The sequence below is a fragment of the Shewanella sp. 10N.286.54.B9 genome, from assembly GCF_041468565.1.
Classification (GTDB): domain Bacteria; phylum Pseudomonadota; class Gammaproteobacteria; order Enterobacterales; family Shewanellaceae; genus Shewanella.
Genome location: NZ_JBFRIY010000008.1, coordinates 12,502 through 39,224, shown reverse-complemented (window position 1 = coordinate 39,224; position 26,723 = coordinate 12,502). Strand labels below are relative to the sequence as shown.

The following is a 26,723-nucleotide window of genomic DNA, read 5'->3' as shown; positions in this document are numbered from 1 at the left end:
ACCAACCCTGCTTTAAAAGCGTGATTACAGTGGTTCGAAGCTCAATATTTGAGTGCTTCTTTTGATGCCTGGGTTGATGCCTTCTAGCCTCAGCCTTCTCTTGAGCCGCATTATCGTAATAAGTATATGTTAAGGGCTTATTTCGACTAATCTCTCGACTAATCGTCGTATGGTGTCGCCCTATAAGCCGCCCTATTTTTCTGAAACTATCTCCTGAATTATATCGATAGTAAATAGCTTTTCTGTCAGACATGCTAAGGTGGGTATAAGTCATCTTGGAGTCCTTTGCTGTGTTATGGTCGCACATAAACATTAGCAGAAGCTTCAGGATGACTGTCTCTTCAATGAGTTAGCTGTAATGGTGCACTTGCATGTTGAACGCGGCCTGGCTTAGTTTTACATTAGTGGGGAGTCATTATGTCTATGAGGAGAGTGAAGCTTGAGTTTTGAATTTGATATTCGTAGAACTATCATTCTTTCAAAGTATATGAATAATTGGGGAATGCCTAAATATCGGAATGTCACAAATAAAGGTAATCACTGTGTTGAGCTTTATTCGTTTCCGGAAGAACTTTTTACTCGTTTTGCTACCGTAGGGCTATCATCTGGAATCCTACCCAATTCAGATAAATGCAATTCCGAAATTGTAATGGTTTTGCCTACCAATGTAGTGGCTAAGCAAATCGATGAAATAGTGAATTATATTTTTGATATAGTTGCTTACTTAATCGAGACCTTAGATCGTAATTTATCAGCAGAAACCACAATTCCGGAAAGTGAATTGGCACCTGCTGGGTGGCCCAAAGCTCTGCTTTTTGATGAACCAAGAGGCGAAGTTGATGATTTATCATGCTTTCATATCGGTTCTCAGCATGTTGAACTATTTTGGGTGATTCCAATATTTGGTAATGAGTACAGTCTCATAAAAAAGGGCGAGATTGAACAATTTGATGAAATTGTCGAAAACATGGGTATAGAAATTACTGATGTAAGACGAACGTCTTGCGTGTAACTCCTCATAACACATATGAGCCTCCTGCCGGTCAATAGGCGAGCCTAACTTATTTGGCTGCTTATGCAGTCAAATTAAAACCAATCAACAAATTCATCTACTTCGTCTGTCAGTTAGCTGTCAAATCATCGTTTACAGCAAAGATTATTAATGGCTGGCTTAGTTTTATTTTGCAGCTCATTCGCGGCAGCGGCAATACGCGTCGATTACTTAATTGACAACAATCCAACACTTTTTTCGAACAACACTGCGCTGCCCACAGTGGGATTTACCAGCCTCCTCAGCTAAACACCATTATCGAGATAATCTGACTAAAACCCTTCAGCACAAGCCCAAATCTTGATGCTTAAGCCTGCTTACTTGTATTGCTTATTTCTTGAGCCACCCTCATTAAGATACTGATATTAAGCCATAAATTATTCAAAATGGCAGATAATCACTAACTGCATAACTCGGTTGCACCCAAATGGATATGTTGAGCTAAGTATCAAGTTGATAGCCTCCCACAGTACCCCATCACAGTTAAGACAATAGGTGGTTCATTTGATTTTTGTATTGCTATAAGTTTATAGCCAGTTCAGGTTTAACGAGTTTTTATCATTTCAATGACACTTTTGAGATTGTTACCCATTTTGTTAATTTTGCTTCCATTAACATCGATAGCTGAAGAATTAAAGAGCTACCGTATCTATGGCAAAACCATGGGTAATAAATACCGTATTACTTGGATCTCTGAGCCAAAGAACGTTGCCGATATACAACAACTGCGATCCGATATCAGTCAACGCTTGATTGACGTTAACCAAAGCATGTCGACATGGCAGCACAACTCGGAAATCAGTGGCTTCAATCGCTCCAAGGCTGGAGAAATTACTAAGATATCAGAGCCTTTCAAGGCTGTATTGTCTGAGTCTTTACGCATTCACGGTCTAACCGCTGGCGCCTTAGACGTCACTCTTGGTCCGCTCGTTAAGCTCTGGGGCTTTGGTCCATCAAACCATGACTATCAAGTTCCATTAGCCACTGAGTTGAGCAGTGTAAAAGCCTATACCGGCATAGAACATCTAAGTATCAATGGGCTATCCATAAGCAAAGATCATGACCTAACAGAATTGGATTTTTCCGCCATCGCCAAAGGTTTCGGTGTTGATCAGGTCGCAGAGATATTAGATAGCCATAAGATTAAGCATTATCTCATCGACATTGGTGGCGAAGTGTATGGCAAAGGACACAACCTCAAAGGCACTCCTTGGCAGATCAAGGTCGAAAAACCAACCATTTATATTCGAGGGCTGACTGAAACCATTCCGGTATCGAATATGGCAGTAGCGACCTCAGGTGACTATCGAAACAAGTTTTCCCAAGGTGGCGGCAACTACTCGCACGTCATAGATCCAAATAGCGGTCAATCCGTGAGGACACGAATCTCCTCGGCGACTGTGATTGCCGAACACTGCGCCACTGCAGACGGTCTTGCAACCGCCGCCATGGTTATGGGGGTAGAAAAGACCTTGGCCTTAGCGGAGCAACAGCAACTAGCAGTGATGCTAATTGAAAACAAATATGACCGCTTCGTGGTGCACAAGAGTACAGCTTACAACGAATTGCAGGCGTCGCAATATACTGCGTCGCCTGCCAATAAGCCGCAAGGCCAATAATCCTAAGAAAAGGCAATGATGATGATTAAGAAAAAATTCGCGCTATCTGTAGTATGCGCTTCCATGGTGGCACTAACCGGCTGTAGTGATGATGAGACTACTGTTTATCAGGATACCCCTGAAACTCTGGCTAAGGTTCAAGCACTGGAAAGCGAAAACGCTACCCTAGAAACGCAAAATACCGATCTGTCCGAGCAAAATGTTGAACTCGTTGCCGAAGTGGCATACTGGAAAGAGCAAGAAGGTGAGCCATATAACTTAGTCACTCAATGTGCCACAGCTGATATTCATTTTGACTTCGTAGATCCAAATAGTGACGAAGCCCAAGCAAGCGCTTCAATTATGGCCACTGGTGGCGATGATTGCATGTCTTGCCACAACTACACTGACGGCGGTGAATCTGGCGTAATTCCACCACACTCTGATCTTGGCGACTGTGCTAACTGTCATGATGGTCACTCAGATGGTGGCGAAGAGCCAATCGTGGGTAATCCGACCGATCCTACGTTCACTCAACCTACATTCAACTACGGTGTGCGCGATGGTAAGACTGGTGCGTCTGGCCCAACCTGGTACACCCCTGGCTCATACTTGAACGCTGACTGGCTAGTTAAAGCTATTAATAAGCAGGTTTATAACTACCGTTGGACTGAAGCCAACGCCGAAGAAGGTCAAACTGGTGTAACCGAACTGGCAGCGGCCTGTGGTCTAGAAAACCGTGAACACATGACCGAGATGTTCCCGAACGACGGCAAAGCCTACGTTATCGAAGAAAAGAAAAACAACAACGGAACTCAGTTGTTTGCCACCGTTAACAAGTTCGAAGACAATGGTGAACAAGTAGAAACGCCAAACATTGCTGTTTTTGGCTGGAGCATGGACAAAGATGAGACTACTGGCGATTACTACGCCACTGGTACCATCAGTGCTAATAACACTTGTCAAAACATTATTATGAATGGCGAAGCTCGACTAACTTACTACGAGTACGATCCAACCCAATTCACCAAAACTGGTTTGGAAGAGCCTAGCCGTAACCGCGGCGCCCGTATTCTTCTTTCGACTGACTACGTTGGTACTCAGTTGATTGAGAATTACCCATCTGCAATGCCAGGTTTTGAAACCGGTACCGACTTCAAACCTGAAGACGTTGAGTGGGATCGAGTTGCTTGGTGTGGTCTGAAAATGAAAGTTGAAAGCATTATCCCGCTAGGTTAATTGCTAGGTCACTAGAATAGGCTCACCTAGGTGAGCCTACTTTGGTACCTACTTATGGGTATTTTAAGCCGAGGGATTTTGTAATTGTGATCTTCACCCACGACAATTTAACAGGTAGTCCATACTATAAATCAACGATTTTTAGTTTGTTGTGCCCATGTATAAGAACCTCAACCGCTTAGACTTTTTTACCCTATCCGTATTGATCGAGCTCTATGAGCAGCGCAGTGCCACTGTAGCCGCAGCACGACTCCAAAGCACCCAGCCTAAAGTCAGCCGGACCCTTACCGCTCTGCGAGATGTATTTCAAGACGAGTTATTCTTAAGACAACAGTACGGCCTGATCCCGAATCGACTCGCTGAATCGCTTTATCCTGTTGCCAAAAGTATCATAGAGCGTTACCAGGAGCTGGCGATGACACTGGCAAAATGCCATGGCGATAATCGTGAAGTTAGTGTCGCGGCCCAGGAACATTTGTGCCCAATCATGATGACGGCGATGCATCAAGTTCGCGCCGAGCTTGGTAAAGATTTAAGCTTTCACCTGCACCCATGGACTCATGATACTCAAAAACAGCTAAACCAATCTCAATTGGATTACTGCCTAGCGATCAACCCATCGCCCAGTAACGCTGTTGATCTCCACCCTATCGGTGAAGTTAATCAGTTTTATCTGATTAGCCGTAAAAGCCACCCTATTCACGATCAAGCTCTAAGCCTAGACAACGTCTTCGACTACCCAGTAGCACTGATGAATTACTCCATGAGTGGCCCGAAAATCCACCGTATGGAAGCCTTCGCCGCTAAGATGAAGCTACCGCTCACCATTTCGATGAAAACAACTAACCTGAGCCTTATCCTCGATCATATTGAACACAGCGAAAGCGTTGGCTTTATAGCATCAGTCATGCTGCAACCAGCCATTGATGCTAGATCTGGTATTGTTTGCAAAAACATTTCCAGTTTCTTCACCGGCCAAGTAACCAGCAACCAACCACGGCCGACTTACCACCTATATCTACAAAGTTCAAAGTCGATGGATCCTCAATTTACTGAAGGGCTGGTCAAAAAACTCCAACAACGTTTCGAAACTTGTCAATATATTCCTGACACTGAATCAAACTCTTAGTCGCTGAACTGCCAATGATATGTGGGGGCAGATAGGATATGTGGGATCAGTGATATGTGGGTCAGTGTAAACTTTATTTGATTACCATACATTTTCTAATCCTATGCCCCATTTTTAGCCCTTTTCTCTTACATAAAATTGTCCGTTAACGAGTCAAACGCATGGAACAGCCTGCGATTCATCAGAGTTGAGCTGTGCAAGCTTCTAAATCATGGATGATTTAGCAGAGCCTATAGGGATATATTCACGGCGGCTTGCCAAAGCTCAATGCAGCTGAATGACACTTGATTGCCATATATCCCTTTCAATTAGGTGTAGGCCTTTAGACTCTTCGTATTAGCTCATTCCAACCTAGGTGAGCTAAATCCAACCCAATTCCAGTCAACAGATAAAAACACTTTAGCGAGCTGTTCTCAGCCCGCTTTAGCCACTTCAATAGTTGAGACTTCAACGTCCTCCGAACGCAGTAACTCAAGCTCAGCGGCTAAACCTTGTGGGTCACTGACGACTAACTTAAGCTCCTCTATCTGCTCGGGTAATTGGCCGAATGCACCAAAATATGTCTGCGATTGGTTGAATTTAAGCTGCAAATTTGCGCTTGATCCACGGCCTATGCTTAGTCGCTCTGAGTCTTGGGTTTGTTTGTGCCACTCACCAACTTCGACCTCTGCAATATCATTTATATCGATAGCCAAAAAGCCCCACATGCTGTTGTTAATGACCAGCTTGTCATGTTGGATATAAACCGAATAATGGCGCGAAACACGGTAGTTTGCGGTAATAAAAATAACCCCGTAAGCGATAATACTGGAGACGATAATCGCCACCAATTCGCTCCACTGCGCCAGCAGTTGATACACTACGGTCGCAGAAGCTATTGTTGCGATTAACATCAGCAACCATGCCCAAAGCTTACCTGATAACAGCGCTATTGAATGATCACTTTTGACATGATTACGGGTAAACCAAGGGATGGCGTAGTACCAACTTGCAGGCTCTGACGCCAATACCAAGGCTAAAGAGCGCTTCTTGTCATCTTCGTCTTGATACTTTTCAACAACATGCACTCGAGGGTCGCCTTTTAAACTACGCGCTTGCCAAAGTCCTTTAACAATACTGACCATCAAGTACAGCTCAATAATGAGCAATATGGCGATAATCGGGTACCTAAACCACATGATAAACTCAAAATAGTTGGCGATTTCTGCAGGAAAACTTAGCCTTGCCATCAAGCCACTGAGACTGAAAATAAGCAGTAACTTCCACGCTTTTTGCTGGCCTGCTTTAATGATCCATAGCCAATAGAATATGGGTAAAATAACAAAGTAGAGACCTGCTACAACTGCTAGTTTGATCTCATCAATATCAGTTAATAAGGTATCTGGAAGAGTGTTGAAGCCAAGCACATAGCTGATAATAGCCAGTGCTAAAAAGCTTATCCTGAATTTTACGCTACGCCGCATATTGGCTCCCTGCGATTATTATGATTATTGTTCCTGTTCAACGGATCACTTAACGTACCCATAAATCGCGTTAATTGAAAGAGAAGCCCGCAGACACCCTCAACTTAAGTGTAAACTAATATTAGTACTACCAAATCCGATACATTACGCGTATGTTTAGCCGTTCATAGTCATTTTTCAAGAAACAGTATTTTGCTTAAGTTGCTCTCCCGTTCAGCTTCTTTATTCGCGCTAATTTTCCTGCTAATGCTATCTGCATTAACAAGCGCCAACGATAATACCGCCTTTACTATTCCTCGCACCCAAACCGTGGCAATCCAAGATAATGATAGAGCTTATCAACTCTATATTAAGCTACCTAAAGGCTATAACTCCGAGCGAAATAAGGCTAAGCGTTACCCGGTTATTTACATCACTGATGCTATGTATGCTTTTCAAATTGTCTCGGGAGCCACCCGCTTTCCGATGAATTCGAATAAAATGCAGCAGGCGATATTGGTTGGGATTTCATGGCAAAAAGGGCTGCGTGGCGATAAAAGCAGAGTGCGAGATTACACCCCAAGCATTGATAACAGCTGGAAAAAACAGACAGGCGGTGCTGATAGGCATATTGCCTTTTTACAGCAAAAAGTGCTGCCGTATATGCAGCAGCATTTTCGCGAAGACCTGAGTCAACGCACCTACGTTGGCAACTCACTTGGCGGGCTATTGGGTGGTTATATTCTGCTTAAAAAGCCTGAACTGTTCCGGAACTATGTACTCGGCAGCCCATCATTTTGGTGGCATAAAAAGGTAATTTTTGAGGTAATAAAGCAGCACCAAAATACCTTGAGCGACGTAAAAGCTAACGTCTTTATTGGTATCGGTTCGCTAGAACATAACCGCGATGGCGGCTTTTCAAACTTTGATATGGTCGCTGATGCACAGCAGTTTAAAGCAATGCTCGACAACATTAATAACCCCAAAAACACGGTAAGAGGCATTAATAGTAAATTACTGCTTATTGACGAGGCGAGCCATGAAACGGCTTTTCCAACAAGCGCAATACAAGGGCTTTATTGGCTGTTTAACCTTAACAATGGCGTCAGCGAAAAAGTCATTTAGGCTGCTTCATTACCAAGCTGCTCAATGCGTAAAATACACGGGGTTTTAATCTTAACGGTATCGCTGTTATGTTCGATTTCATGTTCATACCAATGTATGTATAAACGTAGTTGGGCATTATCAGCGAACTCATTACTGTTATAGAAGCTGCGATAGCAGCGGGTATGCTGAAGATAACCAGCGTGATACAGCTTTAATATGCGCCCGCCAATATGGATCTCTCGAAAGTCGACGCCATGAGCTGAATTGTGGGGGAAATGATAGCGTCCGTAACGATAACTGCCATCGAGCACCTCGATGTTCTGCCCTTTCGTTAACAACGAACTTAACTGTAGTGCGTTTACACGGCTTGTAAGGCATATGCCACTAACGACAACGCAGCTCAATACCGCTGCGGTCCAACGTAAAGCCCCTTGAGGCTTAAATAAACAAACGCAAATCCAAATAACTAAAATAAGAATGGCGACCATCAACAGTGCTAATTCATAGTCGGCCCATTGGCTCGAATCGAAGCTAGTTACCCAATACGACATACGCTCTCCTCCATGCAAACAAGTCCTTTTGTTTGTCGCCATAGTATCGATGGGGTAACGCGTTAAGTGGGTGGTAAAATGATGACCAAATGGCCTCTGTAGGTTACCCATGACATATTAAGTATAGACAGTTCTACAATTATTCAAGCAAGATTGAGCAGAGCAAAGCCCATTTTCCAGTGTGACTGCTAGCCATAAAAAACGCCTTCAGATGGAAGGCGTTTATAATGATGAACTTATCATGATCTCAGTGAGGCAGAGGTCATTGGCACAGTAATTAAAGAATTAAATAATCTAATCCAAGGGCGATAAACAATGCCATGCCAGCCCAGTTATTATTCAAAAATGCTTTAAAGCAAGGCGCTCTTTCGCGACCAAAAATCAGTTTTTGCTGGTATAGCGCGAAGCCGATAAAAGCAAAAATACCGATGGCGTAAATCACGCCACGTTCAGCAATTAAACCTGCAATAATAAAGCATGCGAGGGCGGCGAACTGAAAGGCTGCAATGATCTGTCGGTCATATTGACCGAATAAGATAGCAGTCGATTTAATGCCTACCTTTAGGTCATCATCGCGATCAACCATGGCGTACATGGTGTCGTAAGCAACCGTCCAACACCAATTAGCAGCAAACAGCCACCAAGCTTCAACCGGAACAGTACCCGTTTGGGCTGCATAAGCCATTGGTATTGACCAGCTCCACACCGTCCCCAAAAACATCTGCGGCATATTGGTGTAGCGCTTGGTAAACGGATAGATGATGGTAAGAACGATGCCAACTACTGACAGCTTCACCACTAGCGGGTTAAGTAATAACACCAAGCAGAAGGCGAACAGCGCCATAACCACAAAAACGATTAACGCTTCTTTACTGCTGATTTCGCCACTGGCTAATGGCCGAGATTGAGTGCGTTCGACATGTGCATCCAGGTTACGGTCTGCGTAGTCATTAATCACACAGCCACAAGCACGCATCACCACTACACCAATGACAAAAATAACCAACACCTTAATATCTGGCATCCCACCAGCAGCAAACCATAATGCCATTAAACAAGGCCACATTAGCAGCAAGGTGCCAATAGGACGATCCATACGACTTAGTCGCAGGTAAACATCCAATTTATCCCTTAAATTCATTTTATTAGGCTCTCCTAAAACGTCTTCGGCCTTTGATTTATACTGGCATTATGACTGAGCTGTCTCAGTATTCAACTGCTATCGCTAATCCGCTAAAAATAGCCCAGTTATAGCTTCTCTAGCCGAGCATAAGCGATCACTAACCACTTACTGCCGACATCATAAAAATTGACCTGAATTCGCGCCTGTGGGCCACTGCCTTCGTAATTGGTAACCGTACCTTCGCCAAATTTTGGATGACTCACTTTTTGGCCAATTTTGAAACCTGATTCGTTAAAAGAGCTATCTTGTTTGCTAAAGCGTGTACTTACTGCCGGCGCCGACACTTGGGTGCGCATACGGATCTCTTGTACAAATTGCTCGGGGATCTCTTTGACAAAACGTGACGGTCTAGCAAAGCTCTCTCGGCCATATATGCGGCGAGACTCGGCATAGGTGATGTAAAGTTGCTGCATCGCTCGGGTCATGCCGACATAACACAGGCGGCGCTCTTCATCGAGGCGATCACCTTCATCGATTGCCATCTGACTAGGGAACAAACCCTCTTCAACCCCCGCCATAAACACCATGGGGAATTCAAGACCTTTGGCTGAGTGTAATGTCATCAGCTGCACCGCATCGGTAAACTCATCGGCCTGGCCTTCACCAGCCTCTAATGCTGCGTGAGATAAGAAAGCATCAAGCTCGCCCATATCTTCAAGCTCTTCAGGCACTACAAAGCTGCGCGCTGCGGTAACCAGTTCTTCTAAGTTTTCTACACGTGCTCTAGCCTTTTCGCCCTTTTCAGTTTCATACATCAACTTAAGACCAGAGGCTTGGATCACATGGTCGGTACGTCTGTGCAGCGATTGCTCTTCGGTATCGACTCTTAGCGCGACAATTAAGTCCATAAAACCACGTACGGCATTGGCCGCACGGCCGCTAAGTACTTTCTCTTCTAGTAATCGTACACAAGCATCCCACAGAGTGAGCTCTTGCTGACGCGCAGTGGTGCGCATTATCTCTAAGGTTCTACCGCCAATACCACGCGCTGGCGTATTCACCACACGTTCAAAGGCGGCGTCATCATTTTTATTACTGATAAGCCTTAAGTAACCCATGGCGTCTTTAATCTCTTGACGCTCGAAGAATCGTAGACCGCCATAAATGCGGTAAGCGATCCCCTTGTGCAACAAGGCTTCTTCTAACACCCGTGATTGGGCGTTTGAACGGTATAAAATGGCGCAATCTTCTAACTTGCCACCTTCATCTTGCCAATCGTTAATCCGCCCCACAATAAAGCGGGCTTCATCCATTTCATTAAAAGCACAATAAAGCCCAATAGGCTCGCCGTCTTTATCATCGGTCCATAGTTTTTTACCCATGCGATCTGGGTTATTGGCTATCAACTCGTTAGAAGCATTAAGAATATTGGCGCTCGAACGGTAGTTCTGCTCTAAGCGAATAGTCTGAGCGGTAGGGAAATCCCCTAAAAACTTATGTAAGTTCTCAACTTGAGCGCCACGCCAACCGTAAATGGATTGATCATCATCACCGACAATCATTACATTAGCTGTTGAGCCAGCTAGTACGCGGATCCAAGCATATTGTATGGCGTTGGTATCTTGGAACTCATCGACCAAGATATGTTTAAATCTGTCTTGATAGTGATCGAGAATATGTGGTTTATTGAGCCATAGCTCATGGGCACGCAGTAAAATCTCAGCAAAATCGACTAGACCAGCTCGGTCACAAGAGTCTTGATAAACCTGATAAATTTTTAGTAGGTTTTGCTCAATTGGAAAACCACCCGCGTCAATATGCGCAGGTCGTAGGCCGAGATCTTTTTTGCCATTGATATAGCCTTGAGCATGCCTTGGTGGGTACTGTTTCTCATCCAAGTTAAGGCTCTTAAGAATGCGCTTAATCAGTCGTAGCTGATCATCCGAATCTAAGATTTGAAAGCTTTGTGGCAGATTGGCATCTTTATAATGGGTGCGCAGTAATCGGTGGGCTAAGCCGTGAAAGGTACCAATCCACATGCGGCTCATATTACCACCAGCGACTTTCTCGACGCGTTCACGCATCTCTTTAGCTGCTTTATTGGTAAACGTTACCGCTAAAATAGCGTAAGGACTTTGCTGTTCGACCTGCATTAGCCATGCGATTCGGTGTGTTAGCACTCGAGTTTTACCACTACCCGCTCCAGCCAACACTAACATGCTAGATTGCGGCGCGCCTACGGCTTCACGCTGCTTGTCATTTAGGCCGTCTAGTAAAGAAGATACGTCCATTATTGCCTCCAAGAAAATCAAGCAAGCAGTATATCAGAACCTCGATTCTATAGACGAATTAAAGCGCCGCAATAGCCGACAAAACCGGCGCTATGGCGCCATAATAATAGCCCACCACCTTCTAGCAACAGTTAACTTTTCTCTGCAGCAACCACTGATATTTCAACTAGCAATGCTTCGCGAGCCATTTTAGCGGCCACACAAGCTCTCGCTGGTGCATGACCTTCAGGCACCCAAGCGTCCCAAACGGCATTCATTTCGGCAAAGTACAGCATATCTTTTACGTAAATGGTAGCCGATAAGATGTGCTCTTTATCACTACCCGCTTGCGCAAGCAGTGCATCGACTTTTTCCAGCATAGAGCTTGTCTGTTCAGTAATCCCTTGCTCGGCATCCTTACAAACTTGGCCGCACAGATAGATGGTACCGTTATGCTTTACGATACGACTCATTCGACTACCGGTTTCAATTCTTTCAATACTCATATTCAACTCATACTCATTTATTGGCGATTATGCTCAGTTCAATTTAGTGGATTCTATCGAAAAGGTGCAAATTAACCAGTGAAAAATACTTATCATTCAGATAGATATTTTATCGCCAAATTGCATGTTTCCTGTTTAACAAATTAGATCCTATACTTATTCAGGCAAGGCAAGCGATCACGGACTGATTTCTTATATTTTAAAGGATTAAAATGACCTCTACAGCAAATATCAACCACTACTCCCACACTCTCATATTTAAACACCTATATCGGTGTTATTCCGTGCGAGACATGAGTTTATGCATTTCACAAATATTGCCTGCCAAAAAGCCATCTTACAGTAGAACTCCAGGGCGATTTGGCAATTTCGTTGATACCCTCAAAACAAAACTATTTTTCAGAAAACGGCGATAGCACTGCAACATCCCTCTTGAATTATCAGCAAGAGCGATGCTGTTTTTACCACTCAAGGTTAGGAAATGCGTATGCTAACAATGAAACGACACATACTAAAGCCATGGCAGTTAACACTTTTATTCATCAGTGTTATATCTCTTTGTTTAGTGATCTTCCTATATATCGCTAAACCCTCTTTAGACATGACGCTTGTATTTGTCGTCAGCCTATTTTGCTTAGCCAACGTCGCAGTGTTGGGCGTCAGTTTATTCCAACTATTATCGATTACACCACGTGTTCGCCACCTAACAAATTGCGTAAGGCGTTGGTCAAATGGTGATCTCAATACACGCAATAGAATCGGTGATTATGGTGAATTGAGCGATCTGGAGGTTGAGCTCAACCATATGTTTAGTCGCCTGCAAGATATTTCAGCCAAAGAGCATCATAATCAACAAACTATCCTTGGCAAAAACCATCTTCTAACGGCTATTTTGGACTCTGCTGCTGCCGCAATTTATGGCGTTGACGAAAATGGCCGCTGTATTTTTGCTAATCCACAGTGTGTAAAACTGTTAGGCTATCGCAGCGAAGAACAGCTCATCGCCTGCAACATGAGCAGTCTCATCCATCAAAACCCCGATGACAATAAAGCCATCGTTAGTTCTATCGCCGAACAACAAATTAAACGAGATATCCACCTGAAAGAAGATCACTTTTGGCGTGCTGATGGCAGTAGCTTCCCGGTCGAGTATTGGTCACACCCAATGACTTTAGATGACAGTAAAACCGGTGCAGTGATCTCCTTTCACGATAATAGTGAACGCCTAGAAGCTGAAGCATTAATCCGTCACCAAGCACATTATGATGCGCTAACGGATCTTCCTAACCGCTTCCTCGCACTAAGACGACTAGAGCAGTTAGTCGAAGCCTCTGAACGCAGTGGTAAAATGCTGGCTGTGATATTTCTAGACTTAGATGACTTTAAGAAAATTAACGATTCATTAGGGCATGAGGCCGGCGATCAACTATTGATCACCGCCGCCGATCGTCTAATGAAAGCCACCCGTAAGGAGGATACTGTTGGTCGCTTAGGTGGCGATGAATTTATTATTCTTCTCGACGGGCTCTCCAGTGCCAATGATGCGCAGCCTTTAGCTGAAAACCTTATTGGTGGTTTTAGAAAGCCCTTCTACATCGATAATCGCCAACTAATTTTAACCGCCAGTATTGGTATCGCTATTTACCCTAACGACGGCAAAACGCCGTCAGAATTACTGCGAAATGCTGATTCTGCTATGTACCACACTAAGAGTATTGGGCGTAATACCTACTCCTACTTCACCCACGCAATGAACAAAGAGGTTTCTCGTCGCTTAGCAATTGAGGAGCAGATCCACGGCGCGCTTGAACGAGGCGAACTGCAAGTTAACTATCAAATTCAGCTCGATATTCGCGATGGCAGCATAATGGGAGCCGAAGCTTTACTGAGATGGAACAACCCAGTACTCGGTAATGTCTCTCCGGCTGAGTTTATTCCGATTGCCGAGCAAACGGGTGTGATTGAACCCATGGGGGAATTTATCCTGCATCGAGCACTAGAAACCGCTCATACTTGGCAGCAGACTTTCCATGACAACTTTAGGATAGCGATCAATCTGTCACCGAGACAGTTTAGAAACCCTAATCTAGTGCAACTAATCAGTGACAGTGTTAATCAGCTAGGCATGCAACCTAAAGATCTCGAGCTAGAGATAACAGAGGGAGTATTACTCAGTGGTCATGCGTACACGCTTGATGCTTTAATGGCGCTAAGTAAAGCAGGGTTTTGTATCTCGATGGACGATTTTGGTACAGGCTATTCATCGCTCAGTTATCTGCGTACATACCCATTCCAGATCCTTAAGATCGATCGCAGCTTTATCAAAGACATGAACACCGACGACACGAGTAAAGAGCTCATTATTGCTACGATTGAAATGGCTCACGCACTGGGGATCCGAGTAATAGCCGAAGGTGTAGAAACCCAAGAGCAGTTTGATGAATTGAGCTTTATGATGTGTGACTATGCCCAAGGCTTTTTGATCAGTAAACCTGTGGTATTTGATGAGCTATTAGAGATAGGTGAACACTATATGAAAAGCACTCAAGGGGGCATAACCGCGCCTATTGAAGATAGGGCTTTAGTAGCAGAAGATAAACCCGTTAAAACTTACGGCTAACCGCAGCGCCGCTATATTCAAGGCAATCACATACTCTCACTTTCTGCACTGCAGAAAGCGCAGAGATTGCTACAAACCGGTATTCTGAGTGCTCATCGCTCAAGGTGATTTGCGCAGATTCATCTATTTTGCAGCGAAAGATAAATGCTTGAGAATCATAGTGCTGATGATAGTAAACACCTGATAGATATTGTACCTCAACAGACAAGCCCAACTCTTCACGGCACTCTCTGAGCAACGCTTGGTGAATGGTTTCTCCCGGTTCTAGTGCGCCCCCAGGTAACCCCCACGAATAAGAACCATAAGTTGCTTTTAACAGCAGCACCTCCATCTCATCCATGCCCTCTCGCAGTATAACCGCGTGACAACTCAATCTAAATTTGTCGTTGTATGCCATCATAACTCCTATAGTCAAAGCACAAAAATCTCATAAAATAATGGCCTACCAAGCAACCCTTTGCAGCCAATAAAAATGCTGGCATTCACAGAGAATCCAGCATTTTATATAACACTCAATATTTTTGGCTTAACTGCAAGCTACTTATTAGCCTTAGACTCTTCTAGACCTATGCTATTCATCCAATGATCAAAGTCCATCATATTACCCGGCAAGACCACTTTACTCTTGCTTGAACTCAGACCATCCATCTGCTTAAGGTATTGGGCACCAAGCTGCATACGCACCACGTTCTTACCACCTGGAGCTGCGATAACTGCCGCCATCCGCTCAATCGATTCAGCGGTAGCACGGGCAATGGTTAATATCTCCTCACCTTTACCTTCCGCTTCGTTGATGCGGCGCTGCATTTCACCTTCAGAATGGTTAATCGTTTCAGCTTTTACACCTTCAGAGCGATTAATTTTGCTTTGCTTATCACCTTCACTTTTAGCCAACAGTGCACGCTTTTCACGCTCGGCATTGACCTGCATCTCCATAGCATTTTTAACCGTTTCTGGCGGAGTGATATTCTTGATCTCGTAACGATGAACTCGGATCCCCCACATAGCACCCGCTTGATCGAGCACTTCAACCACCTTGGCACTAATAACGTCTCGCTCTTCAAAGGTGCGATCCAAGTCTAGAGTACCAATTACCGAGCGGGTGGTCGTTTGCGCTAACTGAATAGCAGCAAAACGATAATCAACCACGCCGTAGCTTGCTTTTACTGGATCGATAACCGAAATATAGATAACCCCATCAACTTCGACGTTAACCTCGTCACAGGAGAAACACTCCTGCGGTGGCACATCAATAGTTTCTTCCTTTAGGTCATGAATATAAGAAACTTTATCGACAAACGGCACTAGAGCATGGAAACCTGCGTCTAAGGTTGAATGGTACTTCCCAAGGCGCTCAACAATGTAAGCCGATTTAGTCGGTACCAAGCGAATTGATTGGAACAGCTTAACCACGAAGATGGCAAAGATAAGCCCCCAGATTGCCATTACAATCAGATCTGTATTAATTGCTGCAAACATTAGCGTGCTCCTTTCACTGAATTAGCAGACACAGCATGAGTAACTTGCTCCATGCCTTCGAAGAAACCTTCCAACTTTGCCAGCTCAGCAGGCACAATTGACACATCAGCTTCATCCAAAATTTTACCCACTTGGCCAATGAACTGCTCTTTCAATTGCATGTTCATCGCTTCATTACCGCCCTCTTTTGCAAGTGCCGTAGAGACTAATTCCATACCTTCGGTCTTGGCTTTTGCAATAATAGTAATTTCGGCGGCCGTACCTTTAGCCTCATTAATTCGGCGCTGTTTTTCCCCTTCAGAAAGGTTAATCGCTTCCTGACGCTCACCTTGCGAGAGATTAATCATGGCGGCTTTTTCTGCGTTAGCTAGCGTAATTTCAGCTCGCTTACTTCGCTCAGCTTCCATCTGTTTCTCTAACGTGTGGATCACTTTTCGAGATGGGGTAATGTTTTTAATTTCATAGCGCAGTACTTTAATCCCCCAAGGGTCTGACGCCTTATCAATCTCACGTACAATAGATTCATTTAAGCTATCTCGCTCGGAGAAAGTTTGGCTTAGGCTCAATTTACCAATCTCAGAACGCATGGTTGTTTGTGCAAGGTTAACTGCAGCAAGACGATAGTCCTCGATACCATAACTGGCTAACTTACCGTCCATCACCTTGAGGTACACTAAACCATCAACTTCAAGCTGAGTGTTATCTTTTGAAATACAACTTTGCGGCGGCACATCGAGTACCTGCTCACGGATCTCATGCTTGTAAGCAACACGATCAAAAAATGGGATCAAAAAATGAAACCCTGGTTGCAGTACGACTCGGAACTTTCCTAAACGCTCAATCACATTGACTTCGCGCATTGGTACAATAAGTAGCAGCTTATAGAGGATGAAAAAAACAAATAGAACAAATATTGTAAATATAAACATGTATAGATTCCTTCCCAACAGAAAAACAGTGTAATACCAATCAGCATAAGTAGTTGGTCTACTCAGAGTGTTTTAGCGCCTCTGATGCTGCGTTAATGAGCTTGAACCTAGTTTAACTATGTACTTCACTCATTGCCTTGCCTCAAAACCGCTAAACTCTCGCTGAGCGACCAAATCTTTATACCGATTGTATAACTAGGTATTTGTTAAGTTTTCAGCTTGCTCAACTAACGGCTCGACAACTAAGGCGATATTGTCTCGACAGATAATTCTGACTTGGCTACCGACAGCGATTTCAGTGCCATCACCGAGTGCAGGCCATTCACTTCCCTGAAATTCAATACGACCCGTTTTTTGTGCAGGACCGATTGTTTGCTTGACGATGGCAGATTGATTGAAGAGATCTAACTCTTCATCGGTATTATCCACATGGGCATCACCACCAACGAGCTTTTGCGTTACCTGCCTAAATAGCAGTAAAAGTACCATGGAAGCGATAAACCACAGTGTAAGGCTTTGAACAATACCTTCAACTAAACCAGTCGCTAATGCTCCAGCTACTACCAAGCAAGCTGCGCCGAGAAGAATCACAATACCACCTGGTAAAATGATCTCCGCTAACATTAGAAATAGGCCAATTACAGCCCAGATCAAGATAGGATTTGATAACTCCATATTTCCCCCTGAAATGAAAGAGTCCAGACAGTCACTATATCAGCTGTTTACTTTTTTTGCGACATAATATGTCACCGCAACTAAAAAGAGCGCACAAACAGAACTTGATGAATCAGTTATTATTCAAACATAAACCACTGAATAAATAACACTTAGCAGTAAACCCCAATAATACACTCTTTTACACCTCACCCAGTGCAATTACAATCTACAGCAAAATATTTACAATCTAACGCAAAAAATCGTAACAAACTCTTTGAACAATATTCAGTTTCAGCCTATATTTCACGCCATTAAAATGGTTATCGAACAATCGTTTTAAATTGGTCAGTCCCCTTGTAAATAGCACCATAGAGTGTATAGATTGCCTAACAATAAGCAGCGTAAGCTGCACACAAAAGGTTTTGAGATGAATAACAAATGGTTATGCCTAGCGCTACTAGTCAGCCCAACTGCAATGGCTGACAATATGATTAATTGGTGGGATGCAAGCGTCACTGCGCTGTACGGTGATAATTACGACTTAGCACCGTCTGACTCACAAACAACTTTCACCTTTGAAACTGCAGGTGACTGGAAGTATGGTGACTGGTTTGTTTTCCAAGATGTTACTTATTTTAACGGCAATAATGGTGGCAAAGACAGCACCACATACGGCGAAATATCGACTCGCTTTAGCGCGGGAAAAATTCTAGGTAAAGAGATTGCCATCGGCCCAATTAGCGATCTATCTCTAGCGCTTACATTCGAAGAAGGTGAAGGCCCAGTAAAAACTTGGCTATATGGTTTAGGTATGGATTTGAATGTCCCGTACTTCAGCTATTTCCAACTCAATACCTACCGCAGACACGCAACCGGTAGCGATAACATCAGCGATGGCTGGCAGTTAACGCCAGCGTTTAGAATGGACTTCCCTGTTGGCAATTCTAATATCGTATTTGATGGCTTCTTTGATTGGGTGTTCGCGACTGATGAAGATGCGTATCAAACCAACTTCCACTTCAACCCGCAGCTTAAATATGATCTAGGCGCAGTGGTTTTCGGTGAGCATAAGAAGAATAAACTGTTTGTCGGTATCGAATACGATTACTGGAAGAACAAGTATGGTGTCGATGGTATCGATCAGAACACCTACTCAGTGATAGCAAAATATCACTTCTAAGCTTATTTGATATAGACAGCTTAGTAATAAAAAAGGCGCTGTATGCGCCTTTTTTATTATATAAATTCTCTAATAGACCCCTCTTATAGAGAATATCTTGCCATTATGCCAACAACTTTTTAGCTGCAGCTACAACGATTGAAACAGCACTCACTTCTGTTTTCTTCATCGTCGCTTCATCTGGGATCTCTTGCTGTGTGCGGTTCACAATAACACCCGCAACACACGCTGCACGCCAACCTTGTGAAGCACACATGGTAAATAGCGTTGAAGACTCCATTTCGTAGTTAAGCACGCCAAGATCTTGCCACTCTTGCATCGACCCTTTGAACTGACGAGTAATGCGGCCAGAAACCGTATCGTAACGCTCTTGTCCAGGATAGAAGGTGTCAGATGACGCAGTGATACCGATGTGAGGCTCTAAACCTGCATCACGGCTCGCTTCAACCATCGCGGTAGTACATTCAAAGTTTGCAACCGCAGGGAACTCCATAGGAGCAAAGTGCAAGCTCGCGCCATCTAGACGAACAGAAGCTTGAGTAACAATCACGTCTCCAACATTAACCTGTGGCTGGATAGCACCAGTTGTTCCAACACGCAAGAAGGTACGTACACCTAGCTGAGCCAGCTCTTCAACTGCGATAGAGGTAGACGGTCCACCGATACCTGTTGAACACACGACAACAGGCTTACCGTCGATATACGCTAGATAACTGGTATATTCGCGGTGGCTTGCAAGAAATGTCGCATTCTCCATTAGCTCTGCAATACGTTTAACTCTTTCTGGATCACCTGGAACGATAGCTAAGCTTGCGCCAGCTAGCATTTCTTTGGTTAAGCCTAAATGAAATACATCAGACATTGTGAAAACCTCTTTCAATTTTGATTATAAAATTCTCAATAAATCGACTTTAACCTAGTATCGACCGCGATAAGGTTAACCTGATCACACTTTTTCTGCCAAGAGTAAATGAATTGTCGTAATCTAGTTACTAAAACAAGATTGTTAACGATTGTTGAAATATAGCAGTAGAACTGCAGAGTGCCAGTTCTATATCAGCTTATATCCCCCAGTAATACCAACCGTCAATAACAACATAAAATCAAACACTTAAATCGGATTTTACAATAAATTAAGAATAAAACAGCAAAACATGATCTAACTCACAAATAGTCCAAAAAGAACGCGCTAGTTTAAAGTTGAACCACAAGAAAATATCAGCAAAAGGACAGCCTGCATGTTTCCAGAATACAGAGAATTAATAAGCAAACTTAAAACTTCTGACACTCACTTCCAGAAAAAATTTAACAAGCATAATCAGCTCGATGAAGAGATTAAGAATCTGGAACAGCATAGCGCAAGCGACTACACACCAGAGGTACACGAATTAAAGCTACAGAAGTTGCATTTGAAAGAGGAGATCTACGATATTTTGAAAGGCCACTCAGCTTAACTGAATGCTAAAACTAAAAAAGGCGCTTAACGCGCCTTTTTTATTAACTTATTCATTACTTAAGTGCTTCTAGCAATGACTCAGTTGATTCAAAATAACTGATTTGAGTGATCTTGTTATCAGTTATTTCAATTAACGTTGCCTGATCCTTTTCAGCAGGTAGCGCCTTGGTGATTTCACCTTCTCGATCGAGTGCCACTCTATATTCAAACTTCTTAAACTGTGGAATAGCCACAAAGCGAGCAATTAACGATGGCATGCCACTAATGTCAGCAACATAAGCCAATGTATCTGTTTCATGAAGTGTCGGCTCGGATTCCAGTGCTTCTTGAATCAGATTACCGCCGTCCATACTACGGCTAAATAAAATTTGAGTCACCTGCTGATCAACAGGGTAGTCTGCCTCGTATTGATCTTGCAGTTTAAGGGTTTCCAGCTGATCGCCAACACTATAAGTATTTGCCCAGACAGAGGTGGCAAACAAACTACAGATAACTAAAATAATCGCTTTCATGATGGATCCCGCTGATTAGAATTACCTTTGAGAATAACCTATTCTTGCTAGTATCACATAGGCTTTACAGTAAACCATGATCATCTTCACGGATCATCCGCGCAGTGTGCAAAAGAATGAAACAGTATCGACGCGATAGTAAATAGCAAGTTACAAAATGGTTTAACTTCAGTAAGCTGCAAAGTGAAAACGTTGTATTAAGGACCAAACAATGAATGAACAAGGTTTAGATCAAGAGATAGCTCAATTACAAAATGCCTATAGCATGATCACTGAGTTTATTGTGCAGTATAGCTTTAGTATTTTAGGTGCCGCGCTAATTTTCTTAATTGGCTTATGGGTTGCGGCTAAAGCATCCAACCTTGTCACCCGCCTTTTTGAAAAACATGAAATCGATATAACCCTTAGCAATTTCACCAGTAACTTTGTTCGTATATTAATCATTCTGCTGGTTGGCGTTATCGCCCTTGGAAAACTCGGGATAAGCGTAACGCCTATGGTTGCCGCGATTGGTGCTGCATCATTAGGCGCAGGTCTTGCTCTGCAAGGGATGTTGGCAAACTATGCCGCTGGTATCACTATCATAGTAACTCGACCTTTCATTGTCGGTAACACCATTGAAGTGAAGGGTGTTAGTGGACTCGTTAAAGATATTCATCTAGGCATGACAGTGCTCACCAATGAAGAGGGCGAACAGATAAATGTGCCCAATAAACACATAGTCGGTGAGGTATTACATAACTCTTTTGCTAACAAACTGGTAGAGACCACGCTCAATATCAGCTATAAATCAGATGCTGAACAGGTGGTAGCAATCCTCAAACAGGTATTAACTGACAGCGCTCAGGTGAGTGATGGCGAGCATGCACAAGTGGGTATCAATGATTTTAATAGCATAGGTATTGAGATCGGCATTCGTTATTGGGTGGCGACCGAAAGCTATTTCCAAGATAAATACCAAACCAATGCCAGCCTAATCAAAGCACTCAGAGAAGCCAATATAGAGATCCCTTGCCCTGTGAGAGAGATCCATATTCAAGCGCCGTAAACACCGCTATCGCGATACTACAAACCTCGTTGCCACTCCTGTCGCAGTTGAATACGTTCAGGCGTATTCATTGCGGCCTCTACTTGGCTTAGTAGCTGTGTTTTATCTTTGCCCAGCACACCTTTTAATACTAAATAATTGGAAGCATGGTCTGAACGAAAGATAGTTTTTTCCAGTTCTAAATGACTCAGAAGTACCTGCATCTCTTCAAACAATTGCATTTGATTTGGCAATTGAAAGTGACCATCAAACGCCTCGTCCATGCGCTCAGTGCCTAGTGGTAATGTTACCACCAGCGTTGACAAAAATTCGGGTTGCGCTGCATTCATTAGCTTTGCTGATTGCTGTGCATGTTGCCGTGACAACAAAGTCCCACCTAAACCATTTAAGATCATCACCGATGACTTAATACCAGCCGCTTTGATCTTTTGTAGTGCCGCTAATGAGGAAGCAAACGTTTCCCCCTTGTTGATCCGCTGCAATACTTCATCATCACCACTTTCACAACCGATATAGAGCAGAGTTAGCCCCAGCTCTCGCAATCGCTGCAGTTGTTCAGGAGTCTTATTATTGATATTACGAGGCAGACAATAACTACTGATCCGCATCACTGACGGTAAGTATTTTTTAATAAGTAAGCAGATCTCTTCTAATCTAGCAAATGGCAGCGTCATGGCATCGCCATCAGCCAAAAACACTCTAGAGATGTGAGCTTGAGAGCTAGAGACTTTAATCAAGTCTTGTTCTACTTTATCGATTTTTTGCGCTCGAAAACGCTTCTGGCTGGCAGTGTACATATCGCAGAAGCTGCATTGGTTCCAACTACAACCGTTGGTCACCTGCAAAATGAGCGACTTCCACTCCGAAGGGGGTCTAAATACAGGTTCAATATAATTTAGCACTGCGTACCTTTTGCTCAGCGATGGACAGAGTTAAATTTGAACATTTTTATCGACAAAACACTACTGTTATACCAATTCCATTAAAGAGTTGATCTACTAGGAATTTTTTTGGCAAGCTAATCACAAGTGAGTGGTGAAGGTCATTAATGCACGACTATATGGATATAGAAAGGGCGGTGCTCAACGCCCCAAGCGATTGAAATTACAATTTCAGTCAGCTTGGGGAACACTGTTATGTCATTCGTTTAAGCTATCACTTGGTGATAGGTTTCAACGTGATGCGATTCGACTAACTCTGGCATGATGTGGTGAAAATAGTGCTGAATAGCCTCTTTTTCACAATGACTGTTAAACGCTGCTTCATCGACAAATTTTTCTACAAATGTCACTTTGTCGGCATTGTCTCGGCTTAGGTTTAATTCATACCGAATACAGCCGCTCTCACGTCGTGTATCGGCGATTAATGCTGCTAACGCATCAACAAGGGCTGCAATTTTACCAGTCTTAGCAGTAAAGGTTGCCACACAAACAAGCTGTTGAGTATTCACTTTATAATCTGACATCTCTCTAGCGCTCCACAGTTAATAGCATATCAAGATGAGGGATCCCATCTTCTAAATACATTTCTGATACCGGCTCAAAACCCAGCTTTTTATAGAAGCCTTTTAAGTGCTCCTGTCCGCCCAACTGAATATTGTGCTCTGGCCATTTTTTAACTGATATTGAAATGGCCTTTTGCATTAAGGTATGTGCAATTCCGCCGCCTCGTGCAGCTTCAGAGACAATCACCCTGCCAATACTGGCATCAGGGTAACTAACGCCTGGCGCGAGTACGCGCGCATAAGCTTGGATGACTCCTTGCCCATCAACACCTAATAAATGCTGGGTTTGGTTATGACGGTCTTTGTTATCAAGCTCTGGATAAGGGCAGTTTTGCTCTACCACAAACACATCAACTCTTAGCTTGAGAACTTCATAAAGTTCATCGAGTGTAAGCTCTGAAAAGGAAAGAGATTTCCACAACATAAGCAACTCTCCATTAATAGATTTGTGCAGCAGTCTAGCACTTAAAATCAACAAATACAGGCGAAGAATGATTGTTGATTTTCCGGAGTGGGCAGAACATTACTGTAAGCAACGCCTTCATTTTACAACAAAGTCATAAACGCACTGAATAGCAGTAATGGCTGCGCCGGGAAGCTACCGAAAAACTAGTGCGCAGTGTTTGCTGCTGGTTTGCGAATCGATAGCACCGAAACCACTGCCACCATCAATAACGCAGACATAATAAAGAACACGTCATTGTAGGCTTGAATCGAAGCTTGTTGAGTCATGGTTTTACCAAGAAGCGCACTCGCTTGTTGACTTGCAGTGACAGGATCGGAACCTGCCAGCTCTAACATGCTCGCACTTTGAGACAAATACTGATTAGCCATAGTGCTGACAGCTGGCAGTGTTTCCTTAATGTGCGCCAAATGGGAACGAGTTAAGTTATCCGTTAAAGTCGCCACCAAGGCAATACCGACTGCGCCACCTAAATTACGAATAACATTAAGCACAGTGGATGCTGAGGCGTTTTCAGCTTTTGAAATATGTGCCGTCGCCAACATGCCAATAGGTACCATGATAAATGGTTGGCCGATAGCTCTAACCACCATAGAAGCAATCAACTGTGGACCTGCAAAATCGACAGTCATATGGCAGTTCATGTAATAACTCACGCCAAACATAAAAAAACCAAAGCCAGCTAAATAGCGATTGTCAAAACGCTGCATTAATTTAGGCATAAACGGCAAAATCAACAACTGTGGAAAGCCCATCCACATTAATACTTCACCAATTTCTAAAGAGTTGTAATCTTGGATCTGTGACAGGTATAAAGGCACAATATAGATCGATGAAAACAACGCCAGTCCCAATAGAAAATAGGCAATAGTTGATAACGCAAAATCTCTTTGTCCTAGTAGTCTCAAATTGACTAATGGATTTGATTTCCGCAATTGTAAGTAGATAAAAATAAAAATATTTATCGCAGAAATGATAGCAAGATCGCGAATAAAATCTGAGCTAAACCACTCTTTGCGGCTGCCCTCCTCTAGCACCACTTCTAAGCAGCCCATCCCCAAAGCCATAGTGATAACACTGCTGACATCGACGTTTTTCAATTCAAGCCAGTTGATTGGTTTCTTAACCAATCCATAAGCCAACATCGACATGACAATGAGCCCTGGCGGCACGTTAATATAGAACAGATAATGCCAGCTAAACTGCTCCGTTAACCAACCGCCCAATGTTGGCCCAATCGACGGAGCAAAGGTGGCAGTCACACCAAACAATGCCATACCGACTGCACGTTTATTATCCGGCAGGTATTCAAGGATAAGTCTAAACGCCATAGGAATAAGCGCACCACCAAAGAACCCCTGCATCGCGCGAAAGGCAATCATTGATTCCAAATTCCAGGCGATGGAACACAGTAGAGAAGCGACAATAAATATCGCACTATTCCACAGCATATAGCGCCGTATATCCAAGCCTTTACTGAGCCAACCTGATAGCGGAATAGCAATCATCTCAGCAACTAAATAGGCTGTGGCAATCCAGGAGCCTTCCTCAAGCGTTGCGCCTAAACCACCTTGGATCTCTTTCATTGAAGCGTTGGTAATTTGGATATCCAAAATGGCCATAAACGCGCCAATAAGCCCGCCAAATACCGCTATCCAAGCCCGGCGACTGCCACGCTCGACTTCCTGCACCGGTGCACTGGCTGTCACTGCCAACGTCATTAGCGATTGGCCTTATTAGCAGCGGTGGCGCTATTGAAACTGTTATCTGCGGTATTCACTTTGACCAAAGCGCTCAAACCAGGCACGATCCGCACTGCAGCAATATCGCCATTCTTGCTGCCTTCGATTCGAATACGAACAGGAATACGTTGCACAATCTTAGTGAAATTGCCGGTAGCGTTTTCTGCAGGTAATAGGCTAAATTTGGCCCCTGATGCAGGTGCAAGGCTGTCTACCACACCAATAAAAGACTCTCCAGCAAAAGCATCTAGCTCTACATCGACAGTTTGCCCTGCATGCATATGTGCTATTTGTGTCTCTTTAAAGTTTGCCGTAATCCAAACTGCATCATCAGGAACAATGCTATAAATCGCTTGCCCAGGCTGTACATATTGCCCTTGCTGTGCGCCACGCTTGCCAATTATGCCGCTAAATGGAGCGACTATTTCGGTATCTTCTAACTGAATTTGCGCTAACGTCAGCCCAGCTTTTGCCTGTTCGACACTGGAGTCAGCCTCCAGCAATTGTGCGCTAAATACTGACAACTCTCGCTGTTTAGCCACTAACGCTGCTTGCGCTTCATCAAGATGCGCTATCGCTGACTGGAACCCAGCTTGTGCTTCATCAACAGTGTCCTGTGAACTATAGTTTTTCACTTTTAGTAAAGAAGCACGTTTCAGTTGTTGCTGGGCGCGCAAACGTTCCGCCTCTGCGGCAGCAACTCCTGCATGAGCTTGAGTGATCAGTGCTTGTTGAAGATCCACTTGTGCGGCGAGCGTTTGTAAATCGGCTTTGGCGCTTGCCAACATCGCTTGGCTTTGTGCCACTTTAGCTTTGTATTGATTGTCTTCCAGTTGAGCAAGTAACTGCCCTTTTTGAACGTGCTGATTGTCGGTCACAAAGGTGCTGATAACATAACCTGGCACTTTAACACTCACATGGGATATGTCAGCCTCAACATAAGCATTGTCAGTGGATTCAAAGTTACGCACGTTATTCCACCAGTAGTAACCACCAGCAACAACCGCTAACAGTAATAATGGCACCGCAATAAATATTTTTGTCTTGGACATATATGACTCCCCAATCATGTGATCCTTGATTAATGCCATACATTTTACTACTGTCTCATTATATT

The 26,723-nt window shown here is 43.7% G+C and carries 26 protein-coding genes; 9 read left to right on the top strand and 17 right to left on the bottom strand.

Annotated elements, in window-relative coordinates:
* A partial coding sequence (locus AB4135_RS02460; RefSeq protein ID WP_371990016.1) for a helix-turn-helix domain-containing protein occupies positions 1-274 on the bottom strand: 274 nt, incomplete at its 3' end.
* A gap of 165 nt (positions 275-439) precedes the next feature.
* On the opposite strand from AB4135_RS02460, the gene AB4135_RS02455 reads away from it, so the two are divergent.
* The 4 genes from AB4135_RS02455 (at position 440) to AB4135_RS02440 (ending at position 5,017) form a co-directional block, all read left to right on the top strand.
* A complete protein-coding gene (locus tag AB4135_RS02455; protein WP_371990014.1) occupies positions 440-1,012 on the top strand; it encodes a suppressor of fused domain protein in 573 nt (190 codons plus the stop codon).
* Positions 1,013-1,713: 701 nt separating this feature from the next.
* Positions 1,714-2,670 carry an FAD:protein FMN transferase gene (locus tag AB4135_RS02450; protein WP_371990012.1) on the top strand — a complete coding sequence of 319 codons (957 nt, stop codon included), beginning with the start codon at positions 1,714-1,716 and terminating at the stop codon, positions 2,668-2,670.
* A gap of 21 nt (positions 2,671-2,691) precedes the next feature.
* On the top strand, positions 2,692-3,888 hold the full coding sequence (locus tag AB4135_RS02445; RefSeq protein ID WP_371990010.1) for a hypothetical protein: 1,197 nt from the start codon (positions 2,692-2,694) through the stop codon (positions 3,886-3,888).
* A gap of 157 nt (positions 3,889-4,045) precedes the next feature.
* On the top strand, positions 4,046-5,017 hold the full coding sequence (locus AB4135_RS02440; protein WP_371990009.1) for a LysR family transcriptional regulator: 972 nt from the start codon (positions 4,046-4,048) through the stop codon (positions 5,015-5,017).
* Positions 5,018-5,430: 413 nt separating this feature from the next.
* Here AB4135_RS02440 and AB4135_RS02435 read toward each other — a convergent pair whose 3' ends face one another.
* Positions 5,431-6,480: a hypothetical protein gene (locus tag AB4135_RS02435; RefSeq protein ID WP_371990007.1), complete on the bottom strand. Its 1,050-nt coding sequence runs from the start codon at positions 6,478-6,480 to the stop codon at positions 5,431-5,433.
* 192 nt (positions 6,481-6,672) lie between these two features.
* Here AB4135_RS02435 and AB4135_RS02430 point away from each other — a divergent pair, with 192 nt between their 5' ends.
* Positions 6,673-7,584 (top strand): alpha/beta hydrolase, encoded by a 912-nt coding sequence (locus AB4135_RS02430; protein ID WP_371990006.1) that lies wholly within the window; start codon positions 6,673-6,675, stop codon positions 7,582-7,584.
* Here the strand turns inward: AB4135_RS02430 and AB4135_RS02425 are convergent.
* The 4 genes from AB4135_RS02425 to AB4135_RS02410 form a co-directional block, all read right to left on the bottom strand.
* On the bottom strand, positions 7,581-8,117 hold the full coding sequence (locus AB4135_RS02425) for a hypothetical protein (RefSeq protein WP_371990005.1): 537 nt from the start codon (positions 8,115-8,117) through the stop codon (positions 7,581-7,583). The genes AB4135_RS02430 and AB4135_RS02425 overlap by 4 nt on opposite strands.
* A gap of 277 nt (positions 8,118-8,394) precedes the next feature.
* Complete coding sequence (gene ubiA / locus AB4135_RS02420) at positions 8,395-9,258, bottom strand: 4-hydroxybenzoate octaprenyltransferase (protein ID WP_371990004.1); 864 nt, start codon at positions 9,256-9,258, stop codon at positions 8,395-8,397.
* Positions 9,259-9,365: 107 nt separating this feature from the next.
* On the bottom strand, positions 9,366-11,531 hold the full coding sequence (uvrD, locus tag AB4135_RS02415) for a DNA helicase II (RefSeq protein WP_371990003.1): 2,166 nt from the start codon (positions 11,529-11,531) through the stop codon (positions 9,366-9,368).
* A 131-nt stretch (positions 11,532-11,662) separates the two neighbouring features.
* Positions 11,663-12,016 (bottom strand): RidA family protein, encoded by a 354-nt coding sequence (locus tag AB4135_RS02410; RefSeq protein ID WP_371990001.1) that lies wholly within the window; start codon positions 12,014-12,016, stop codon positions 11,663-11,665.
* A 487-nt stretch (positions 12,017-12,503) separates the two neighbouring features.
* Here AB4135_RS02410 and AB4135_RS02405 point away from each other — a divergent pair, with 487 nt between their 5' ends.
* Positions 12,504-14,636, top strand: coding sequence for a putative bifunctional diguanylate cyclase/phosphodiesterase (locus tag AB4135_RS02405; protein WP_371990000.1), 2,133 nt, complete (start codon positions 12,504-12,506; stop codon positions 14,634-14,636).
* Here AB4135_RS02405 and AB4135_RS02400 read toward each other — a convergent pair.
* The 4 genes from AB4135_RS02400 to AB4135_RS02385 form a co-directional block, all read right to left on the bottom strand.
* Positions 14,620-15,033, bottom strand: a complete 414-nt coding sequence (locus tag AB4135_RS02400; protein WP_371989998.1) for an NUDIX hydrolase — start codon at positions 15,031-15,033, stop codon at positions 14,620-14,622. The two genes, AB4135_RS02405 and AB4135_RS02400, sit on opposite strands and share 17 nt — an antisense overlap.
* 140 nt (positions 15,034-15,173) lie before the next feature.
* Positions 15,174-16,115, bottom strand: a complete 942-nt coding sequence (locus tag AB4135_RS02395) for an SPFH domain-containing protein (protein WP_371989996.1) — start codon at positions 16,113-16,115, stop codon at positions 15,174-15,176.
* Entirely contained in the window at positions 16,115-17,044 is a 930-nt protein-coding gene (locus tag AB4135_RS02390; RefSeq protein ID WP_371989994.1) for an SPFH domain-containing protein, read from the bottom strand. The genes AB4135_RS02395 and AB4135_RS02390 overlap by 1 nt, the downstream gene beginning before the upstream one ends.
* A gap of 195 nt (positions 17,045-17,239) precedes the next feature.
* Positions 17,240-17,719, bottom strand: coding sequence for an NfeD family protein (locus tag AB4135_RS02385; RefSeq protein WP_371989992.1), 480 nt, complete (start codon positions 17,717-17,719; stop codon positions 17,240-17,242).
* Positions 17,720-18,128: 409 nt separating this feature from the next.
* Here AB4135_RS02385 and AB4135_RS02380 point away from each other — a divergent pair, with 409 nt between their 5' ends.
* On the top strand, positions 18,129-18,881 hold the full coding sequence (locus AB4135_RS02380; RefSeq protein WP_371989990.1) for an ion channel protein Tsx: 753 nt from the start codon (positions 18,129-18,131) through the stop codon (positions 18,879-18,881).
* Positions 18,882-18,984: 103 nt separating this feature from the next.
* Here the strand turns inward: AB4135_RS02380 and udp are convergent, their stop codons facing one another.
* Positions 18,985-19,743, bottom strand: a complete 759-nt coding sequence (gene udp / locus AB4135_RS02375; RefSeq protein WP_220735557.1) for a uridine phosphorylase — start codon at positions 19,741-19,743, stop codon at positions 18,985-18,987.
* 376 nt (positions 19,744-20,119) lie between these two features.
* Between udp and AB4135_RS02370 the strand changes: the two genes are divergently transcribed.
* Positions 20,120-20,335, top strand: a complete 216-nt coding sequence (locus AB4135_RS02370) for a YdcH family protein (protein WP_020914669.1) — start codon at positions 20,120-20,122, stop codon at positions 20,333-20,335.
* Positions 20,336-20,390: 55 nt separating this feature from the next.
* Here the strand turns inward: AB4135_RS02370 and AB4135_RS02365 are convergent, their stop codons facing one another.
* Positions 20,391-20,849 carry a hypothetical protein gene (locus AB4135_RS02365; RefSeq protein WP_371989988.1) on the bottom strand — a complete coding sequence of 153 codons (459 nt, stop codon included), beginning with the start codon at positions 20,847-20,849 and terminating at the stop codon, positions 20,391-20,393.
* A gap of 211 nt (positions 20,850-21,060) precedes the next feature.
* On the opposite strand from AB4135_RS02365, the gene AB4135_RS02360 reads away from it, so the two are divergent.
* On the top strand, positions 21,061-21,897 hold the full coding sequence (locus tag AB4135_RS02360; RefSeq protein ID WP_371989986.1) for a mechanosensitive ion channel family protein: 837 nt from the start codon (positions 21,061-21,063) through the stop codon (positions 21,895-21,897).
* A 17-nt stretch (positions 21,898-21,914) separates the two neighbouring features.
* On the opposite strand, the gene AB4135_RS02355 is transcribed toward AB4135_RS02360, so the two are convergent.
* From AB4135_RS02355 to AB4135_RS02335, 5 genes are all read right to left on the bottom strand, one after another.
* Complete coding sequence (locus tag AB4135_RS02355) at positions 21,915-22,799, bottom strand: radical SAM protein (RefSeq protein WP_371989984.1); 885 nt, start codon at positions 22,797-22,799, stop codon at positions 21,915-21,917.
* Positions 22,800-23,044: 245 nt separating this feature from the next.
* The gene (locus AB4135_RS02350; protein WP_371989982.1) at positions 23,045-23,362 is read right to left on the bottom strand and encodes a putative quinol monooxygenase; all 318 of its coding nucleotides are present in this window, start codon (positions 23,360-23,362) and stop codon (positions 23,045-23,047) included.
* Between the two features lie 4 nt (positions 23,363-23,366).
* Positions 23,367-23,825: a GNAT family N-acetyltransferase gene (locus AB4135_RS02345; RefSeq protein WP_371989981.1), complete on the bottom strand. Its 459-nt coding sequence runs from the start codon at positions 23,823-23,825 to the stop codon at positions 23,367-23,369.
* A 185-nt stretch (positions 23,826-24,010) separates the two neighbouring features.
* Entirely contained in the window at positions 24,011-25,585 is a 1,575-nt protein-coding gene (locus AB4135_RS02340; protein ID WP_371989979.1) for a DHA2 family efflux MFS transporter permease subunit, read from the bottom strand.
* A complete protein-coding gene (locus tag AB4135_RS02335) occupies positions 25,585-26,658 on the bottom strand; it encodes an HlyD family secretion protein (protein WP_371989977.1) in 1,074 nt (357 codons plus the stop codon). Before AB4135_RS02335 ends, AB4135_RS02340 begins: the two co-directional genes overlap by 1 nt.
* Positions 26,659-26,723 lie beyond the last annotated feature (65 nt).

What these genes read in the sequence shown, in the direction of transcription:
- udp (WP_220735557.1), bottom strand. Translation starts at nt 19,743, where the DNA reads ATGTCTGATGTATTTCATTTAGGCTTAACCAAAGAAATGCTAGCTGGC.
- AB4135_RS02350 (WP_371989982.1), bottom strand. Translation starts at nt 23,362, where the DNA reads ATGTCAGATTATAAAGTGAATACTCAACAGCTTGTTTGTGTGGCAACC.
- uvrD (WP_371990003.1), bottom strand. Translation starts at nt 11,531, where the DNA reads ATGGACGTATCTTCTTTACTAGACGGCCTAAATGACAAGCAGCGTGAA.
- AB4135_RS02400 (WP_371989998.1), bottom strand. Translation starts at nt 15,033, where the DNA reads ATGGCATACAACGACAAATTTAGATTGAGTTGTCACGCGGTTATACTG.
- AB4135_RS02365 (WP_371989988.1), bottom strand. Translation starts at nt 20,849, where the DNA reads ATGAAAGCGATTATTTTAGTTATCTGTAGTTTGTTTGCCACCTCTGTC.
- AB4135_RS02390 (WP_371989994.1), bottom strand. Translation starts at nt 17,044, where the DNA reads ATGTTTATATTTACAATATTTGTTCTATTTGTTTTTTTCATCCTCTAT.
- AB4135_RS02395 (WP_371989996.1), bottom strand. Translation starts at nt 16,115, where the DNA reads ATGTTTGCAGCAATTAATACAGATCTGATTGTAATGGCAATCTGGGGG.
- AB4135_RS02450 (WP_371990012.1), top strand. Translation starts at nt 1,714, where the DNA reads ATGGGTAATAAATACCGTATTACTTGGATCTCTGAGCCAAAGAACGTT.
- AB4135_RS02385 (WP_371989992.1), bottom strand. Translation starts at nt 17,719, where the DNA reads ATGGAGTTATCAAATCCTATCTTGATCTGGGCTGTAATTGGCCTATTT.
- AB4135_RS02445 (WP_371990010.1), top strand. Translation starts at nt 2,692, where the DNA reads ATGATTAAGAAAAAATTCGCGCTATCTGTAGTATGCGCTTCCATGGTG.
- AB4135_RS02410 (WP_371990001.1), bottom strand. Translation starts at nt 12,016, where the DNA reads ATGAGTATTGAAAGAATTGAAACCGGTAGTCGAATGAGTCGTATCGTA.
- AB4135_RS02440 (WP_371990009.1), top strand. Translation starts at nt 4,046, where the DNA reads ATGTATAAGAACCTCAACCGCTTAGACTTTTTTACCCTATCCGTATTG.
- AB4135_RS02380 (WP_371989990.1), top strand. Translation starts at nt 18,129, where the DNA reads ATGAATAACAAATGGTTATGCCTAGCGCTACTAGTCAGCCCAACTGCA.
- AB4135_RS02435 (WP_371990007.1), bottom strand. Translation starts at nt 6,480, where the DNA reads ATGCGGCGTAGCGTAAAATTCAGGATAAGCTTTTTAGCACTGGCTATT.
- AB4135_RS02345 (WP_371989981.1), bottom strand. Translation starts at nt 23,825, where the DNA reads ATGTTGTGGAAATCTCTTTCCTTTTCAGAGCTTACACTCGATGAACTT.
- AB4135_RS02360 (WP_371989986.1), top strand. Translation starts at nt 21,061, where the DNA reads ATGAATGAACAAGGTTTAGATCAAGAGATAGCTCAATTACAAAATGCC.
- ubiA (WP_371990004.1), bottom strand. Translation starts at nt 9,258, where the DNA reads ATGAATTTAAGGGATAAATTGGATGTTTACCTGCGACTAAGTCGTATG.
- AB4135_RS02335 (WP_371989977.1), bottom strand. Translation starts at nt 26,658, where the DNA reads ATGTCCAAGACAAAAATATTTATTGCGGTGCCATTATTACTGTTAGCG.
- AB4135_RS02370 (WP_020914669.1), top strand. Translation starts at nt 20,120, where the DNA reads ATGTTTCCAGAATACAGAGAATTAATAAGCAAACTTAAAACTTCTGAC.
- AB4135_RS02340 (WP_371989979.1), bottom strand. Translation starts at nt 25,585, where the DNA reads ATGACGTTGGCAGTGACAGCCAGTGCACCGGTGCAGGAAGTCGAGCGT.
- AB4135_RS02405 (WP_371990000.1), top strand. Translation starts at nt 12,504, where the DNA reads ATGCTAACAATGAAACGACACATACTAAAGCCATGGCAGTTAACACTT.
- AB4135_RS02425 (WP_371990005.1), bottom strand. Translation starts at nt 8,117, where the DNA reads ATGTCGTATTGGGTAACTAGCTTCGATTCGAGCCAATGGGCCGACTAT.